The sequence below is a fragment of the Cryobacterium sandaracinum genome (genome assembly GCF_004403415.1).
In the GTDB taxonomy this organism is placed as follows: domain Bacteria; phylum Actinomycetota; class Actinomycetes; order Actinomycetales; family Microbacteriaceae; genus Cryobacterium; species Cryobacterium sandaracinum.
Genome location: NZ_SOGO01000033.1, coordinates 150448 through 167396 on the forward strand (window position 1 = coordinate 150448; position 16949 = coordinate 167396).

Sequence of the window (16949 nt, forward strand, 5' to 3'; positions counted from 1 at the left end):
CTTGCGCCCGGTGTGAGTCAATTCCTTTTGCACATTCCGACGGTGACAGACGGCAGTTGGCGGCAGCCAGGGTCGTGATAATGTGCCAGTGGCATCATTGTACGTAACTCTTGAAATCTGAATCTCCCAGACCCAGCTGAAGGATCCCTGCATGGATTTTAGCAGACGTCATTTCTTGATCGGCTCCGGAGCGGTGTCATTACCCCTGCTCTTGTCAGGATGCGGTTTCGCGCCGCAGCAGTCAACCTCTACGGCCACGGGGTCAAAAACGTTGACATTCACTACGTGGGGCACAGACGCGGAGCTCGCAAGTTTCGCTCGTGCCATCGCGTCGTTCGAGGAGGCTAACGCGGGAACGAAGATCGAGCTGAACTCGGTTCCCTACGGACAGATGTTCACCAACATTGATGCCCAGCTGCAGGCGGGGAATCCGCCGGACATCTTCCGCGTGCCGTATTACACGTTTGGCAGTTACGCCGGTCGGGACCAGCTTTTGGACTTGAGCCCGTACCTGGAATCCGGATTTTCCGATCGCTTCACCGACGCGGCCTGGGCGGCCGTGCAGGGTAACGATAAGCCGTTCGGGGTGCCTCACCACACCGATACCTCAGTGATCCTGTACAACAAAGCCATTCTGGAACTGGCCGGGATCACGTCGGTTCCCACCTCTCTCGACAGCGCCTGGACGTGGGACGAGCTGTCCGAGGTCGCCGCGACCCTGCGTGCCGCCCAACCCGCAGAGGCCTACCCCATGGCCTACAACTGGCAGGGTAATGGCGTCACCCGCTGGCTTAGCCTGCTCTTCCAGGCGGACGGCCGGTTCCTGGACACGAACCTCACCGACCCTGCGATCGACTCGGCCGCAGGGTTGGCTGCCCTGGAATTCTCGTCAAGCTTTTTCACGAAGAACTTCGTCCCGCCGAACAACACCATCAAGTCGGCCACGTTCGCGAGCGACACCTGGTATTCGCAGACCTCGGCGATGGTTTGGTCCGGTGCGTTCGCTATCCCGGATGCCACGAACACACTCGACTTCGAGTGGGGCGCGACCTTCGCGCCACGTGGCAAGCGCGGTGGGGGCGACTTCGGGGGGAATGCGCTCGTCGCCACTGCGGGCACCGCCAACCCGGAGCTCGCCGCAGCCTTCCTTGACTTCGTCACGGGCGGCACGCAAATGCGCGACTTCTGCGAGACCGCCTCACTCCTGCCGACCCGTAAGGATCTCAGCGAATCGGGCATCGCTTTCGATGTACGTCCCGAGCTCGCCCCCATCTTTCTCAGCCAGGCTTCAACGGTGCGCGCCAAGGACTCAAGCCAGGTGGCGTCCCCCGACATGTCGAGAATCATCACCGTACTCCAGGACAACCTGGAATCGGCCTTCGCCGGTTCGACAAGTACCGCAGACACTCTGAAATCAATCGCAGAAGGGATCGCCCAAACCACGGGCAATTCGTGACAAAAGTCGCCGTCGAGCAGGACCGCGTCGCGGGCACCGTCGCGCCGTCGCTTACGCTTCCAAGGCGCCCGGGGCGTCGTAATCGTAAAACCGTGCGCGAGGCACTCGCGGGGTGGCTGTTTCTGACCCCGAATATGCTGCTGCTTTGCCTATTCGTGCTCGTCCCGCTCGTGTGGACCGTGGTGATCAGCTTTCAGGAGACCAACGGGTTCGGGGTCGGTGAATACGTCGGTGTCGCCAACTATGAGCGCCTTCTTGGCGATCCGCTCTTTTGGAGATCCACGGCGAACACCCTGCTGTTCACAATCATCGTGACGCCTCTGTCGATGGTCCTTGGCCTCGGCGCAGCCGTGCTATTCAACTCGATCCTTCCCGCCCGAGGCGTGTTCCGTTCCATTCTCATCATCCCGATGGCTATCTCGGGCGTCGCCACCGCACTGATCGGTGTACTCGTTTTCAACGAGAACAACGGCATCCTCGACAATTTGATCCGATTTATCGGACTTCCGAGCGTTAACTGGCAGTCCGGTGGATTCGCCGCGTTCGTGTCTGTTGTTCTCGTGACGTTGTGGTGGAGGGTCGGATTCAACATGCTCATCTACCTGGCGGGCCTTCAGAGCATCGGCCCCGAACTCTATGAAGCGGCCGAACTGGATGGGGCGGGTTTCTGGGTCCGATTCCGGAATGTGACAGTGCCCCTGCTTGGCCCGTCGTCATTCTTTCTGCTCATTCTGAACGTCATCTATTCCTTCCAAGTCTTCGACATCGCGTTCGTGATGACCGGCGGCGGCCCACAGAATGCCACATCCGTGCTTGTCACCTACGCCTATGACACGGGTTTCGTGACTCGCGACCAGGGTTACGCCGCCGCTATCGGTGTCGTGCTTCTTCTCGTAACCTTTATCTTCACTGCGGTACGGTGGCGAACCAGCCGCAGCCGGGACCTGGTCGAATAAGGACACAATCGTGACAACATCCACCCTCTCGCCAGCGCCGGCGACCCGCAGGCAGAAGACAACAAGATTAGGGGCGCCGCGCTCGCGCAGAGGCTCGCGACGGGGGCTCTTCGCCCGCATCGTTGCGGCGATCCTCATCAGCATCGTTGTGCTGTTCCCGCTGTACTGGATGCTTGTAGTCGCGTTCTCATCACGGTCCGAGCTGCTGGGTGGCACACTGCGTCTCTGGCCGCGTACCCTGACAGTCGGAAACTTTGAGCGCGTCCTCGCAGGGTTCCCGATTGCCACCTGGTTTAGCAATTCCATGGCGATCTCGATCACGGTGGCAGTTCTCACGGTGCTCGTCAACCTGTTAGGCGGGTATGCCCTGTCGCAGCTCAAGTTCCGCGGTTCGAACGTCGTTTTTCTCATCGCCCTGACAACGTTGATGATCCCCGTGCAGGTGATTATGGTGCCGCTGTTTCGGCTCGTAACGAACCTCGGGCTTTACGGCAGCTACTGGGCGGTCATCCTGCCCACGGCCGCGAGCGCTTTCGGGTTGTTCCTCGCACGCCAATTCATTCTCTCCATCCCACGCGACCTGATCGAGGCGGCGCGCATCGACGGGGCTAGCCACTTTAGAGTGTTCACGAGTATAGTTCTGCCGCTCTCAAAGCCGCTGATCGCTGTGCTGTTCTTCATGACGCTGCTGCAGTCCTGGAATGATTTCGCCTGGCCACTTATCGCCCTCAAGCAGAACGAACTCTTCACCCTGCCGATCGGCCTGCTCTACTTGCAGGGCCAATTCGGGTCGGATTTCGGTGCAACGATGGCGTTTGCCCTTATCAACGTGGTGCCCATGGTGGTGCTGTTTCTGGTGTTCCAGCGCTTCTTCGTGCAGGGATTCGCGCGTAGCGGCATCAAATAGGTGTGAATTGTAAATTCGTCAAGTATCCGACCCGATGTGGCCGGGCTGGGACCGGGTCGAGGCGGCGATCCGCCCGACGTTGCGCGCATCGATGAAAGCTGTTCGTGGCCGACCACGATGACGTCAGCGCTTCGGGTCCGGCTGCGGCATCCGCACGTGTCGAGCCGACCATTGTTTTTGAGTCGAGCACGCTGGGTAAGCAAGCGTGGCCGCGGCATCCGCGGGCCAGCACCAACCTGGCTGATCACCGTTCCGCGCTCGAACTGGTGGGCGCTGGTCTGCTCAACCCGGAGAACCGGTGGCAACCTGTGAAGATCCACAACAAGGCGACGGAGGTGGACGCATGATCGTGCTGCTCTCGCTGTTCGTCAGCGATGGTCGAGCGAAAGTCGAACTCGCGGTCGCCCACGGAAAACGCGGGTTCGGCGTTCGCTAGGCGCTGCGTGAACGCCAGGACGACCACGAGGCGGCACGAGCAGTTTTCGCGTGCCGCACACTCGGCGACTGAACGGCGTTCGCCGGGGTCTGCGATGGGTCTAGCCGATACGAATGAGTTTCTTGTTCACGAATTCGCTGGCACCGTAGCGTCCGAGTTCGCGCCCGAAGCCGCTTCTTTTCACTCCGCCGAACGGTAGCTCCGCGCTGCCGGCGTTGACGAGGTTGACGTAGACCATGCCGGCCTCGATGCGGTCGGCAACCCGCAGTGCCTGCTCGGGATCGGTCGTGAACAGGTAGGAGCCGAGCCCGAACGGAGTGTCGTTCGCGAGGGCGATGGCTTCATCTTCTGAGCCTGCCCGGTAGACGAACGCTACGGGGCCGAAGAACTCCTCGTGGTATGTGTCGTTGTCTCGCGTGACATCGGTGAGCACGCCAGACGGGTAGAAGTTACCAGACCGTTTGCCAGTGCCCGCCAAGGTCGCTCCCTGTGCGACTGCACGCTCGACCTGCTCCGCGAGATGTTCGGCCGCGTCGAGGGACGAGAGGGGTCCGTAGTCTGCCCCGGGGACGGTCGGGTCGCTGGGAGAGCAAGCCAGGATGGCGGCGGTGAACTTCTCCGTGAACTCATCGTAAAGTTCATCGATCACGATAAATCGCTTGGCGGCGTCGCAGGCCTGCCCGCCATTGCGGAGGCGACCGGCAACGGCGGCATCCACTGCGGCGGCCATGTCGTCGGTGCTCAGCAGAATGAACGGGTCTGATCCGCCCAGCTCCAGCACGACCTTCTTGAGGTGACGACCGGCCACCTCGGCAACGGCCGCGCCGGCGCCCTCCGAACCGGTGAGGGAGACGCCCTGCACCCGCGGGTCGGCGATGATCGTGGCGACCTGCTCGCTGTCCGCGTACACATTGGTATAGGCACCAGCCGGAAAGCCTGCGTCGTGAAAGATTTGCTCAATCGCCGCGGACGACTCCGGGCACTGCGACGCATGCTTGAGGATGATCGTGTTGCCTGTCATGAGGTTCGGTGCGGCGAAGCGCGCAACCTGGTAGTACGGGAAATTCCACGGCATGACACCGATCAGCACACCGAGCGATTTGGAACGCATGAACGCGGAACCCTCGCCGCTCAGCAGGGTGATTGGTTCGTCCTTCAGAAATTCCTGCGCGTTGTCGGCGTAGTACCGGTAGATGTCGGCGGCGTAGTCGACCTCGCCGAGCGCTTGATCGACGGGCTTGCCCATCTCGCGCACGATCATGGCCGCCAGCTTGTCACGGCGCTCCTCATGCAAATCGCCGACCCTGCGCAGGAGTGTGGCCCGCTCGTTGGTTGAAGAGCTGCGTGACCAGCCGCGGTGGGCCTCATCCGCCGATGCGATAACCTGCTCGATTTCATCAGCAGAAAGCTGGGCGTAAGTTTTGATGGTTTCGCCTGTGGCGGGGTTGACAACGGCATGGTGGCTCACGAGCCACCTCCTTTCACGGTCGGACTATGTTCCGGAAATTGGCACTGATACGAGCCAACCATGTTCGCGGGATTTGTCAAGGCGAATGAGGCCAGCGGAAGTTGCGACGGCTCGTTTCGTCTCGGTGTGGTCTTCTTAGCCTGAATCCACGGGTCGACGTGGGATTTTGACGGCGCGATATACCAAGAATACCCAGGTGATCAGGTAGATAGAACTTGTCTAGAGTATAAATTTACCAAACAGATGAGCATCTTGTAGATGCAAGCTACCCACACCAACCGCACCGTTTCTGCATCATTTACCGACCCGAATCTTGTGTCGTGCGCTGAGTTGGTCCCGATCATGAAATTGGCCGCCCGAGCGGGGCTGGCGACCCTGGCCGATCAGTGGCTGACCGTCCCCGCCGACAAGGGTGCCAACGCCGGCTTGAAAGTCACCTCACTGGTCGGAGGGATGGTCGCCGGCGCAGACTCGATCGACGACCTCGCGATTCTTCATCACGGAGGCATGCGGAAGGTCTTCACCAACTGATACGCGCCGTCGACGTCGGGGTCGTTCTTGCGCGAGTTCGCGTTCGGTCACGTCCGGCAGCTCGACGCCGTCGCCTCACGCTTCATGCGGGGCCTCGCGCCCGAAACCCCACTGCTCGTGCACGACACCGACGGCTACATCTTCCTCGACATTGACGACACCATCATCGAAGTCCACGGGTACCAGAAGGAAGGCTCCGGCTACAGGTACTCCGGCGTGCGCGGCCTCAACGTGTTGCTCGACGCGCTGAAAACTGACGTGTCAGTGCCGATCATCATCAGCGCCGATCATCATTGGTCAACGGCTCCGCCGCGGTGCGTGCTAGTCACAGCGCGGCGCCGCCCGTTTGATCCGTGATGCCCTCGCCACTACCAAACGGCTCCACGGAGCCGAAAAAACGCGCGCGCTCCTCCGCGCCACTCTGCCTGCTACGGTCACGCCTCAATCAGTGCGGCCCTCACAGCCGGTGCCGACGTCTCCGTCACCGCCCGCGTGAACCCCGCCATCAAACGAGCGATCGGAACGATCCCCGACAACGCCTGGACAGCGATTGCGTACACCAACGCGATCTATGACAACAGCACGAAAACGTGGATCACGTAGCACCGAAGTCGCCGAGGTCCCGTTCACCGCGTTCACGTCCCGCAAGAAGGCTGAGAACATCACCGGACGCCTGGCTGCCTCGTGTTCGCGGGGCGTGACACGGCCGGCAAGGGCGGCACTACCAACGCACCACCGCGCAGGTGAGCCCCCGGGTCTTCCGAGTCGCGGCACTTGCCGTTCCCACTGAACGCGAGAAGTCCCAGCTGTACATCCAGCGTTACCTGGAGCATTTCCCCGCAGCCGGCGAGCTGGTCCTCTTCGACCGCAGCTGGAACAACCATGCGGGCGTGGAGCGGGTGATGGGTTTCTGCACTCCGGATCAGACCGAGCACTTCCTGCGGATGACGCCGCTGGGCGCTTTGGTATGTCGCGCATACCGACGACAAGAAGAGGGTTCGCCTCGACATCATCAGCCACCTCCTCAGCCTGGTGCCGTACGTGCCGTTCCCTGGGCTCGACGTCAGGCTCCCCCAGCGCCAGAAGCGCGGTGACTACCGGGGGCCGAAGCTGACGGTTCGACAGATTCCGACCCCGTTCATAGTCACGTCGCGATGCCCGTCGCGATGGGGAGCCGGTGATGCAAGCCACAACCGCAGCATCCACTGCCCCGGTGCCGGCCATCGCCTGAACCAGCTTTCCTGAACTAGCCTTGACCTGCACGGTCCAACGGCGGGTGGGGGTAGATGTGACATTGCTTGAAGGTGCGATCATCCTGATCGCCGGGCTGGCCGCGGGAGTCATCAACGTGGTCGCCGGCGCCGGAACACTCATCACCTTCCCCGTTCTCCTGGCGTTGGGCGTGCCGCCGATCACGGCGAACGTGTCCAATACCGTGGGTCTGATCCCTGCGTCCATTGCCGGCGCCCACGGCTACCGACGCGAGTTGCGGTCGCAGTGGCGCCCCGTAGCTGTGATGGCGATCTTCTCCGCCGTGGGCGGCATCGTCGGCGGTCTGCTCCTGCTCGCCCTGCCCGCACAGGCGTTCGCCGGCGTCGTGCCCTTCCTGCTGCTGCTGGCCGCGGTGCTCTCGGCGATCCAGCCTCGGGTGGCCGGCTTCGTGCGACGTAAGGCGCCGGCGGCACCCGCCGGCACACTGCTGACCAAAACGGATACGCGTCCCCTCACCCTCGGGCTCATTCTCGGGGTGCTCGCGACGGGCGTGTACGGCGGGTATTTCGGTGCCGCCCAGGGGGTCGTGCTGCTCGCACTGCTGGGCATACTCTGGTCCACCGACATACACCGGGCCAACGGCACCAAGAACGTGCTCGCCGGAGTCGCGAACATCGTTTCGGCGATCATCTTCATCTCCAGCGGGACCGTGGACTGGAGAATCGCTCTCCTCATCGGCATCGGCTCCGCGGCGGGCGGCTGGTTGGGTGCCCGTATCGGCCGCACGCTCTCCGCGCCGGTACTGCGCACCATCCTGGTCGTGGTCGCGGTGACCGCCGCAGTGGTGCTCTTCCTGAGCTAGGGGGCGGAGCCGCCCGGGCCCGGCGCCGAACCAATTCGACGGAGATTTTGCGGCAGCGCGCAGTTTTGGGCAGGTTTGGAGCCGTTTCGGCCCAAATCTCCGTCGAATTCGTCAGGGAGACCGGATGCCGCAGTCTGGCGCGGGCGGGTGGCGCGCCACCGTCTGAGACGGGCGGCGCGCCACCGCGTGTCACCTGAGGATGCGAATGAGCTTCTTGTTGGCAAACTCCGCGATGCCGAAGCGTCCCAGTTCACGGCCGAAGCCAGATCTCTTCACTCCACCGAAGGGCAGCTCTGCTCCGTCGAGGAGCGAGCCGTTGATGAAGACCATCCCGGCGTCGATCTGGTCCGCCACCCGCAGGGCCTGTTCCGGGTCGGTGGTGAAGAGATACGAACCCAGGCCGTACGGGACGTCGTTGGCCACCTGCACAGCCTCGGCCTCGTTCGCCACGCGATAGACGGCGGCGACCGGGCCGAAGAACTCTTCCCGGTAAGCGTCACTCTGAGGGGACACATCGGTCAGGACCGTCGGCGAGAAGAAGGCGCCCATGCGGTTTCCCCGCGCGGTGACGGTTGCGCCCTGGGCTTCGGCGCGCTGGAGCTGTTCCTCGAGGCCCTCGGCGGCACCGAGGGAGGACAGCGGGCCGAGCGTGGTGTCCGGCGACGTGGGGTCTCCGGGAACGTTGCCGGTGATCTTCGCTGTGAAGCTCGCCAGGAAGGCGTCGTACAGGCCGTCGATCACGATGAAGCGCTTGGCCGCGTTGCAGGACTGGCCGGAGTTGTCGAGGCGAGCGTCGACGGCGGCGTCGACCGCTTCGTCCATATTGTCCGTGCTGAGCAGGATGAACGGGTCGGATCCGCCCAGTTCGAGCACGACCTTCTTGAGGTTGCGGCCGGCGACCTCCGCGACCGCCGCACCCGCGCCTTCAGAACCGGTCAGCGACACACCGCAGACACGGGGGTCCGGAATGATGATGTCGGAGATCTGAGCACTGGAGGCGTAGACGTTGCGGTATGCGCCGTCGGGGAAACCGGCATCCGTGAAGATCGCCTCGATCGCGGCAGCGGACTCGGGGCACTGCGAGGCGTGCTTGAGCAGGATTGTGTTGCCGAGAACCAGGTTCGGACCGGCGAAGCGGGCGACCTGGTAGTAGGGGAAGTTCCACGGCATGATCCCGACGAGCACTCCGAGGGAGGCGCTCCGAATGAACGCCGAGCCTTCACCACCGAGCAGCTCGATCGGTTCGTCGGCGAGGAAGGCCTCGCCGTGGGTCGCGTAGTACGAGTAGATGTCGGCCGCGAAGTCGACCTCGCCGAGGGCCTGCGCGACGGGCTTGCCCATCTCGCGCACGATGAGCTCGGCCAGATTCTCACGCCGCTCGGTGTGCAGGTGCGCGACACGCTGCATCAGGGCCGCGCGCTCGGCGACCGACGTGCGGCGAGAGAACTCACTGTGCGCACGGTCTGCGGCTCCGATGGCCTCGGTCACCTCAGCATCGGTTGCCAGAGTAAAACTCGGTCCGCTGTCCCCGGTGGCGGGGTTCGTGACTGTGTACTTGTTCATATTTTCTCCCCAAGCTTGCTTCGTTGACGCCGATCAAGACGGGACCGCTACTGCCGGAGCCGGTCGCGCCCGTGTCGTTACAGTCTGCCGCTGTCAGGGGTTTTGGCCAGCCATTTTGGTGAACTTTTTCGGCCTTCCGGGTCTGTCACCGGATTCCGTTCAACTGTCAGGCGGCACAACCCGTCGGCGTTTCAGTCGAGGCCGCGAGCGCAAAGCGCCGCGAGCTCGGCGCGGGGGTGCTCGGCGCGGGGGTGGTCAAGCACGTCGTGCACGCTACCAGCCGCCCTGCAGCACCTCGTCGAGTCGGTCGACGAAGAAGTCCGCGCTCTCCCGACTCAAGCACAGGGGCGGCTTGATCTTCAGCACGTTCTGCCTCTCCGAGGTGGGCTGCACGATCACGCCGAGCTCCAGCATCCGTTCGCAGATGGCGGCGGTCTCGCTGACCGCCGGCTCCAGGGTGTCCCGGTCGCGCACGAGTTCCACCCCCATGTACAGGCCCAGGCCGTGCACCATCCCGATCAACGGATGCCGTTCCGCGAGTTCTGCAAGCCGGCCTGCCAGGTGCCGGCCGACGGCATCCGCATTCTGCTGGAGGGATTCGTCCCGGATGACGTCGAGCACGGCCAGCCCCGCGACGCAGCTGACCGGACTGCCGCCGGCCGAGGAGAAGAAGTTGCCCTCCCTGGCCAGGGATTCGGCGATGTCCCGGCGGGTGAGCACCGCGCCGAGCGGGTATCCGTTGCCCATCGCCTTGGCCACCGTGAGGATGTCGGGCACGACGCCCTGCTGCTGCACGCCCCAGAAGTGGCTGCCCAGCCGGCCGTAGCCGACCTGCACCTCGTCGGCGATGCACAGCCCGCCGCGTGCACGGACCTGCTCGTAGACACGGGCGAGGTATCCCGCCGGGGGCACGACGCCGCCGGCATTGCCCAGCACGGGCTCGCAGATGAACGCGGCCAGGTCAGCCCCCGGGCCGTCCGGATCGGCCAACAGCCGGGCCAGGTCGGCCGCGTACTCCCCTGCCGCCCCGGCACCGCGATGCGTCCCGCGATAGGAGTTCGGAACATCCGCGATGTGCACCCAGTCGGGCCGGGAGGCCAAGGAGAAAGGGTTGTCGTAGGCCGAGGTCGACACCGCGTCGGAGGCCGACGTCCAGCCGTGGTAGCCCTCTCGTAAGGCGACGACGTTGCTGCGACCGGTGTGGATCCGGGCCAGGCGCAGGGCCAGGTCCACGGCCTCGCTGCCGCTGTTGACCAGAAGCACGGTGTCGAGGATGGGATCCGGTGATGTCGCCACGATGTGTTCGCAGAGGTCGGCCAACGCCGAGTAGAGGAACCGGGAGTTCGTGTTGAGCAACGCCAGCTGATCGCTCACGGCACGGGTGAACCGGGGGTGGCTGTGCCCGATCACGGCGACGTTGTTGACCATGTCAACGTAGGAGCGCCCGTGAGTGTCGATCAGCAGTTCCTGCCAGCCGCGTTCGATCTGCGGCGGCCGTTCGTAGTACTTCTCCTGCGCCGCGGCCATCGTGGTACCGCGACGGGCCAGTTCGATCGCCGGGTCGACGACGGATGCCTGCGGCGCCAGCCCAAGCAGCCGCGCCGGGTCCGGTGCGAGGGTTGCCCACGCGGCGGCCCGGGAGGGCTGGGTGAAGTGCGGGACCGGCAGACCCGGGCGAGCGAGCTCCTGCACGGTCACCCGAGCAACCGGGCTCGCGACGCCCACGGGCTCCCCTGCGGCGATCGCGGCCCCCGGCACGAGGTTCGACACGATGCCGCCGATGCGCAGCCCGAAACCGGCCAGCGTCAGAACCAGAGTGTCGCCTCCGATCTCGGTGACCGAGGCAGCCGCGGGCGCGACGATCACCGAACCGGCAGGCAGGAAGACCTCGGTGAACAGCGCGAACGTGTCGGGTTCCCGGCGCGAGTGCGGCGGGGTTCGGGTGAGCCGGAACTGGCCGTAGGGGGCGACGGCGGCGCTGCGTCGGGCGAGGGCGGCCTGCGCGAGCCGCCACTCGGCATCCGTTGTCTGCCAGAGGCCGTCGGCCAGGGCCGGGCTGGTCACGGTGAAATCGAGCATTTCGTAGTCGCCGTCGGCGAGCGCGGGGATCATCGGCACGGTCGTGTGTTCGGGCACGGTCGTGTGTTCGGCACCAGTGTGCGGCCGCCGACCGAGCGCCTGCCGGATGGCCGCGTCCGCTTCCTCCCAGCCGATCGCGCTGGCTGCGGCGAAGACCTGCCACTCGGCGTCCATCCGGTGCCTCGCGTAGTCGTTGTCCGCGTCGATCTGCACCTGCTGCTCGCCGCTGGCCACCAGCACCGCCCCGCGGAGCACGATCAGCGGCCAGAGCGCGGTGATCTCGGCCTCGGTCAGGGGAACGACCTCGTCGAAGGCGACGATCGCCTCGAGGGCCGCCAGCGGATTGTCCGGCATGTGGTGCAGAACGGATGCCGCCGTGACCGCCAGCTCCGCGACCAGCCACCCGGTGGCCAGATCGCCGAAGTCGATGACCCCCTCGGGCACGTGGTGGCCGTTCGGCAGCACCCGGCAGATCACGTTGTCGTCGGTGATGTCCCCGTGGATGGTCTGCAGCCGCAGCACGGACGCCACAGCCGCCAGACGTGCGGCGGCGCTGTCGGCGATGGCACGGAGCTGATCCCTGGTCTCTTCCGCCGGCACCCAGCGCATCAGCAGGTCGACCACGGTCTTCGCATTGCGCAGGTCCCACTGCAGCGTGCGGTCGAGGCCGTCCGCCGCGAAGTCACGCAGGTGCAGCGACGTGGTGCCCGAGAGCCGGCCGAGCGCCCGGACCACCGGCGGGGCCAGATAGCCCCGCGCCTCGAGCGACGGGCCCTCGAGGAAGGTGAGCAGCCGCACCGGGAGGAGGGCGGCATCCGTTGCGTGCCAGTGCTGGCGGCTGAGGCCGTTCAGCCCCCGCACGGGCTGCGGCACGCGCATGCCGCGCTCGGTTAGGAACACCATCACCGCGTCCTGCGCGGCCAGCTCGGCGGCTGAGAAGGCCGGGTTGTCGACCTTGAGCACGTAGCGCTGCGTCGCTCCCCCCGCAGAGTCACCGGCGGAGTCACCCGCGGAGTCACCCGAGGAGTCACCGGTGGCGGCACTGGTGGCGGTGATCAAAAAGTTGCGGTCCTGTTGGCTGCCGAGCTCGCGGGCCGTGCCGGTGATCCCGAAGAGCGAGGACGCCATCGATTCGGCGTCGGCCGCGGTGATATCCGGGCGCACGAGCCCCTGGCCGCTGAAGAAATCAAAACCAGGCACGTCGACGCTCCTCGCAGATAGTGCAATGAATCCTGCCAGTTTGGCACCAGGGCCGCTCGTTCTGTGCGCCCAACGCTCAGTTCGCGCGCAACTCGGAGCCCGGCGGGCAGAGATGACATCATCGAGAGAGACAGCGTCGTCGTCACAGACCAAGGGACGCGAGCGAACACTCGTGGATTCCGGGAACGAACAACGACCGAAAGCCGCCGCAGTGAACCACTTAGCAGAGCCCTCCGACATCCGACTCATCGTTTCAGACATGGATGGCACTCTTCTCGACGACGACGGCAACGTGCCCGACGCGTTCTGGCCGCTCCTCGACGACCTCCATCGGGCCGGGATCCTGTTCGTGCCGGCCAGCGGACGCCAGTATCAGACACTGCACGGCATCTTCGGCGAGCATGACGGACTCATCTACATCGCGGAAAACGGATCCAACGTGGTGCAGGACGGCATCAGCATCGACGTCGAACCCGTCATGTCCGAGATCATCGCCCCCATCGTGGACTGGGTGCGCGGCACCGCCGCCACGGGTGCCGACCTGGGGCTCGTCGTCTGCGGCGCCCGGAGCGCCTACATCGAGCGCAGCGACGAGCGCTTCGTCGACCAGGTTCGCCGGTACTACGCAGCGGTCGAGGTCGTAGCGGATGTGCATGCGGCCGCCCTCGACGATGTCATCTTGAAACTGGCGATCTACGACCCTGCCCGCGCCGAACAGCGAAGCGGACCGGCCTTGCGCGGCCTGGGGCTGCCCGCGGAGGTCGTGGTCTCGGGCGAGAACTGGGTCGATGTGATGCGCCAGGGAGCGAACAAGGGTCGAGCGTTGGAACGGCTCCAGCAGCAGCTCGGCATCAGCCGGGCCCAGACGATGGCGTTCGGCGACTACCTCAACGACGCCGAGATGCTCGATGCCGCCGGGCACTCCTATGCCATGGCCAACGGCCACCCGAGCATCCTGGCGCGCGCCGCGAACATCGCGCCGTCGAGCTCGGAGGCCGGCGTGGTCAGCAGTATCCTCGCCGCCCTACCGCACCTGCAAAGTGCGCACGTGACCGCCTGATCGCCCGGTAGCTCCCTGCCGCGCCTCCGTCCCGAACGAATTCGACGGAGATTTTGCCCATAGCGGGCCCGAACACGACGGAATGGCTGTTTTCGACGAGAATCTCCGTCGAATTGGTTCGCCGCCTCTCATCTAGTCCTGGCCAGCCGGATGATATATGATCCGAGAAGCGATAATAGAACTTTGTGTTCGATTATCGAACACGTCAGGACATGCACGCCACGACAGTGACGTCCGATTCACCCACGCAGAGCCCACAAAGAAGTGAGGAAGCCGTGCAGTTTCACCACCACGGATACGTGTCCACCGATCCCCGCATCCAGGATGCCGCCGGGGTCGGCCTCAATCGCCCGGGCGAGCTCCCCGAGAACGTCGACGTTCTCATCGTCGGAACGGGCCCAGCCGGCATGATCACCGCCGCGCAACTCTCCCAGTTCCCCGGTATCACGACCCGCATCGTCGAGCGCCGCGGTAAGCGCCTTGCAATCGGGCAAGCCGACGGCATCCAGGCCCGCAGCGTCGAGACCTTCCACGCGTTCGGTTTCGCGGAACGCATCATCGCCGAGGCCTACCGCATCACCGAAATGGCCTTCTGGACACCGGACCCCGCCGACGTGACCCGCATCATCCGTTCGGCCCGTGCCGTGGACGACCCCACCGGCATCAGCGAATTCCCGCACCTGATCGTCAACCAGGCGCGTGTTCTCGACTACTTCGCCGAAGTGATGGCGCACTCCCCCACGCGAATGGAGCCGGATTTCGGCTTCGACTTCCGCAGCCTGGAGAACACCGACGAGGGCGAGTATCCCGTCACGGTGACGCTCATGCACACCACCGGGGAGAAGCAGGGCCAGGAACGCGTCGTGCACGCCAAGTACGTGGTGGGCGCCGACGGTGCCCGCAGCGCTGTGCGCGACTCGATCGGCTGTACGCTCGCCGGCGACCAGGCATTCCACGCCTGGGGCGTTATGGACGTGCTCGCGGTCACCGACTTCCCGGACATCCGCATGAAGTGCGCGATCCAATCCGAATCCGGCGGCAACATCCTGCTCATCCCGCGCGAGGGCGGATACCTATTCCGCATGTATGTGGATCTCGGCGAGGTGGCCGCTGACGACAACGGGGCAGTGCGCACGACGACGATCGAGGAGATCATCGCGAAGGCCAACGGCATCCTCCACCCGTATACCCTCGACGTGAAGAATGTCGCCTGGCACAGCGTGTACGAGGTCGCCCATCGTCTCACCGATCGGTTCGACGACCTCCTCCCCCACGAGATCGGCACACGCACCCCGCGGGTGTTCATCACCGGGGACGCCTGCCACACGCATAGCGCCAAGGCCGGCCAGGGCATGAACGTGTCGATGCAGGACGGCTTCAACCTGGCCTGGAAACTCGGCTACGTGATCGAAGGCCGCAGCCCCGAATCCCTGCTCGGTACCTACTCTGCCGAGCGCCAGGTCATCGCAAAGAACCTGATCAATTTCGACAAGACCTGGTCGACCCTGATGGCGACGAAGTCGGAGGACCTGGAAGTTCCACTGGAGGAGTTCTATACGAAGACGGCCGAGTTCCCGTCGGGTTTCATGACGGAATACCCGCCGTCGATGCTGACCGGCGAGGCAACACACCAGCACCTCGCCACGGGATTCCCGCTCGGCAAGCGCTTTAAGTCCGCCCCGGTGGTGCGCGTCGGCGACGCCAACCCCGTGCAGCTCGGACACCACCACCGCGCCGACGGCCGGTGGCGCCTGTACGCGTTCGCGGATGCCGCTGTGTCCGGCGATGCCTCGGCGCTGACCGAGTGGGCCGAGTGGATTCGCACCTCACTCGAGTCGCCGCTGCTCGCGTACACCCCTACCGGGAGCGACATCGACAGTGTCTTCGACGTCAAAGTGGTCTACCAGCAAGAGCACACCGGGGTGGACATCGGCCGGGTTCCGGGCGTTTTCCTGCCGATAAGAGGACCCTTTGAGCTGATCGACTACGAAAAGCTCTATGCAACCGACCCGGCGCACGACATCTTCGAGCTGCGCGGGATCGACCGCGGCGGTGCCGTCGTGGTGGTGCGCCCGGACATGTATGTGGCCAACGTGCTGCCGCTGACCGCGACCGCTGAGCTCGCGGCGTTCTTCCGACAGATGTTGCTGGTGCGGTAGCCGCTCCTGCGTTAGCCGCTCCTGCGTTAGCCGCTCCTGCGGACACCTCAGGCAGCGAGAACGGGTGACTCGTCGCTTTGAGCTGCGCTGTTCGACGATTCACCCGCTCTCGCAGCTAGTCGGCGGACGGCCTCTGCCGCTGCTTCTTGGTGGCCGACCGCTGTTGCTTCGCGGCGAGGTGCCTTCGGCCCGAACCACGAGTGGGTTTGGTCGGCCGGCGGATGGGCGCATCGGGAGCCAGGCCCGCGGCCACGATGTCGGCGAGCTTCGCCAAAGCGAGCTCGCGGTTGCGCAGCTGGGAGCGCCGCTCGGACGCGGTCACGGTGATCGCCCCGTCGACGAGGCGTTTGGCGAGGCGGGCGAGCAGGCGCATCCGCTGGTCGTCGGAAAGCTTCTCCGACTCGGCAACGCTCCAGATGAGCTCGACGCGGCTGTCGGAGGTGTTCACGTGCTGGCCGCCCGGCCCTGACGACCGCGAGAACCGCCAGCCGAGTTCGCGCTCGGGAATAATCAGCGCGGGCGACACCTCCAGATCCATGTGACCAGCGTGACACGATCTTGGGGTTGGTGTCGGCTGGAGTGCTCCGGTGGCCAAACAGCACCGTGATCGCGCCTGTCGAACTGTGGGGGCACTGTGCGCCCGGGTGGTGGCGGACGAAGCCACGTTCCTAGGAGGCGGTGGTGACCCGATTTCGGGAAGGCACGTTGACGCTGGTCGAGCCCGCCGAGACCGGTGAGCGGCTGGCCGGGTTCCCTCCCCCAGGCCGCCAGGTGCGGGTGGGGTCGAAGCAGTAGGGTGCCCTGACTTCGGGTGTGCCCCGGATCATGCGGATGTTCCAGCCCGAGGTGTCGATGCTGTGGTGGTGGTACCAGCACAACAGGACCCCGTTGTCGATCTCGGTTTTTCCGCCGCGGTGCCAGGGGATGACGTGGTGTACTTCGCACCAGGCTGCGGGCACGGTGCAGCCGGGGATGACGCAGCCGCCGTCGCGGGCGGCGATGGCGCGGCGTTGGGCCCGGTTGAAGAAACGATTCTCGGTGCTGAGGCTGAGCACCTTGT

The 16949-nt window shown here is 64.9% G+C and carries 14 protein-coding genes and 1 pseudogene; 10 read left to right on the forward strand and 5 right to left on the reverse strand.

Annotated features, from left to right (window positions below; translation table 11 throughout):
* Positions 1-175 precede the first annotated feature (175 nt).
* From E3T25_RS12140 to E3T25_RS17765, 5 genes are all read left to right on the forward strand, one after another.
* Positions 176-1456 carry an ABC transporter substrate-binding protein gene (locus E3T25_RS12140; RefSeq protein ID WP_241980837.1) on the forward strand — a complete coding sequence of 427 codons (1281 nt, stop codon included), beginning with the start codon at positions 176-178 and terminating at the stop codon, positions 1454-1456.
* Positions 1457-1548: 92 nt separating this feature from the next.
* Complete coding sequence (locus E3T25_RS12145; protein WP_241980839.1) at positions 1549-2412, forward strand: carbohydrate ABC transporter permease; 864 nt, start codon at positions 1549-1551, stop codon at positions 2410-2412.
* Between the two features lie 10 nt (positions 2413-2422).
* Complete coding sequence (locus E3T25_RS12150) at positions 2423-3319, forward strand: carbohydrate ABC transporter permease (RefSeq protein WP_241980841.1); 897 nt, start codon at positions 2423-2425, stop codon at positions 3317-3319.
* Between the two features lie 104 nt (positions 3320-3423).
* Positions 3424-3666, forward strand: coding sequence for a hypothetical protein (locus tag E3T25_RS12155; RefSeq protein WP_134374466.1), 243 nt, complete (start codon positions 3424-3426; stop codon positions 3664-3666).
* The gene (locus tag E3T25_RS17765; RefSeq protein ID WP_166785073.1) at positions 3663-3755 is read left to right on the forward strand and encodes an SsrA-binding protein; all 93 of its coding nucleotides are present in this window, start codon (positions 3663-3665) and stop codon (positions 3753-3755) included. The genes E3T25_RS12155 and E3T25_RS17765 overlap by 4 nt, the downstream gene beginning before the upstream one ends.
* A 100-nt stretch (positions 3756-3855) precedes the next feature.
* On the opposite strand, the gene E3T25_RS12160 is transcribed toward E3T25_RS17765, so the two are convergent.
* The gene (locus E3T25_RS12160) at positions 3856-5223 is read right to left on the reverse strand and encodes an NAD-dependent succinate-semialdehyde dehydrogenase (RefSeq protein WP_104101534.1); all 1368 of its coding nucleotides are present in this window, start codon (positions 5221-5223) and stop codon (positions 3856-3858) included.
* A gap of 258 nt (positions 5224-5481) precedes the next feature.
* Between E3T25_RS12160 and E3T25_RS17515 the strand changes: the two are divergent.
* From E3T25_RS17515 to E3T25_RS12180, 3 genes and pseudogenes are all read left to right on the forward strand, one after another.
* A pseudogene (locus E3T25_RS17515) lies at positions 5482-6430 on the forward strand (IS1380 family transposase); the annotation flags it as partial.
* 67 nt (positions 6431-6497) lie between these two features.
* A complete protein-coding gene (locus tag E3T25_RS17520) occupies positions 6498-6848 on the forward strand; it encodes a polyphosphate kinase 2 family protein (protein ID WP_241980843.1) in 351 nt (116 codons plus the stop codon).
* 194 nt (positions 6849-7042) lie between these two features.
* Complete coding sequence (locus E3T25_RS12180) at positions 7043-7828, forward strand: sulfite exporter TauE/SafE family protein (RefSeq protein ID WP_134342404.1); 786 nt, start codon at positions 7043-7045, stop codon at positions 7826-7828.
* Between the two features lie 189 nt (positions 7829-8017).
* On the opposite strand, the gene E3T25_RS12185 is transcribed toward E3T25_RS12180, so the two are convergent.
* Together E3T25_RS12185 and E3T25_RS12190 are read right to left on the reverse strand one after the other, a co-directional pair.
* Complete coding sequence (locus E3T25_RS12185) at positions 8018-9391, reverse strand: NAD-dependent succinate-semialdehyde dehydrogenase (RefSeq protein ID WP_134374470.1); 1374 nt, start codon at positions 9389-9391, stop codon at positions 8018-8020.
* Positions 9392-9664: 273 nt separating this feature from the next.
* Positions 9665-12670 (reverse strand): aminotransferase, encoded by a 3006-nt coding sequence (locus E3T25_RS12190; RefSeq protein WP_134374472.1) that lies wholly within the window; start codon positions 12668-12670, stop codon positions 9665-9667.
* A gap of 211 nt (positions 12671-12881) precedes the next feature.
* On the opposite strand from E3T25_RS12190, the gene E3T25_RS12195 reads away from it, so the two are divergent.
* Both E3T25_RS12195 and E3T25_RS12200 read left to right on the forward strand, forming a co-directional pair.
* Positions 12882-13730, forward strand: a complete 849-nt coding sequence (locus E3T25_RS12195) for a Cof-type HAD-IIB family hydrolase (RefSeq protein WP_255573019.1) — start codon at positions 12882-12884, stop codon at positions 13728-13730.
* Between the two features lie 275 nt (positions 13731-14005).
* On the forward strand, positions 14006-15889 hold the full coding sequence (locus E3T25_RS12200; protein ID WP_134374476.1) for an FAD-binding monooxygenase: 1884 nt from the start codon (positions 14006-14008) through the stop codon (positions 15887-15889).
* 115 nt (positions 15890-16004) lie between these two features.
* On the opposite strand, the gene arfB is transcribed toward E3T25_RS12200, so the two are convergent.
* Both arfB and E3T25_RS12210 read right to left on the reverse strand, forming a co-directional pair.
* Positions 16005-16427, reverse strand: coding sequence for an alternative ribosome rescue aminoacyl-tRNA hydrolase ArfB (gene arfB / locus E3T25_RS12205; RefSeq protein ID WP_134374478.1), 423 nt, complete (start codon positions 16425-16427; stop codon positions 16005-16007).
* Positions 16428-16557: 130 nt separating this feature from the next.
* A partial coding sequence (locus E3T25_RS12210) for an HNH endonuclease signature motif containing protein (protein WP_134374480.1) occupies positions 16558-16949 on the reverse strand: 392 nt, incomplete at its 5' end.

Excerpts from the sequence above, each read along its gene's own strand:
- arfB (WP_134374478.1), bottom strand. The coding sequence starts at position 16,427 with ATGGATCTGGAGGTGTCGCCCGCGCTGATTATTCCCGAGCGCGAACTC.
- E3T25_RS17765 (WP_166785073.1), top strand. The coding sequence starts at position 3,663 with ATGATCGTGCTGCTCTCGCTGTTCGTCAGCGATGGTCGAGCGAAAGTC.
- E3T25_RS12185 (WP_134374470.1), bottom strand. The coding sequence starts at position 9,391 with ATGAACAAGTACACAGTCACGAACCCCGCCACCGGGGACAGCGGACCG.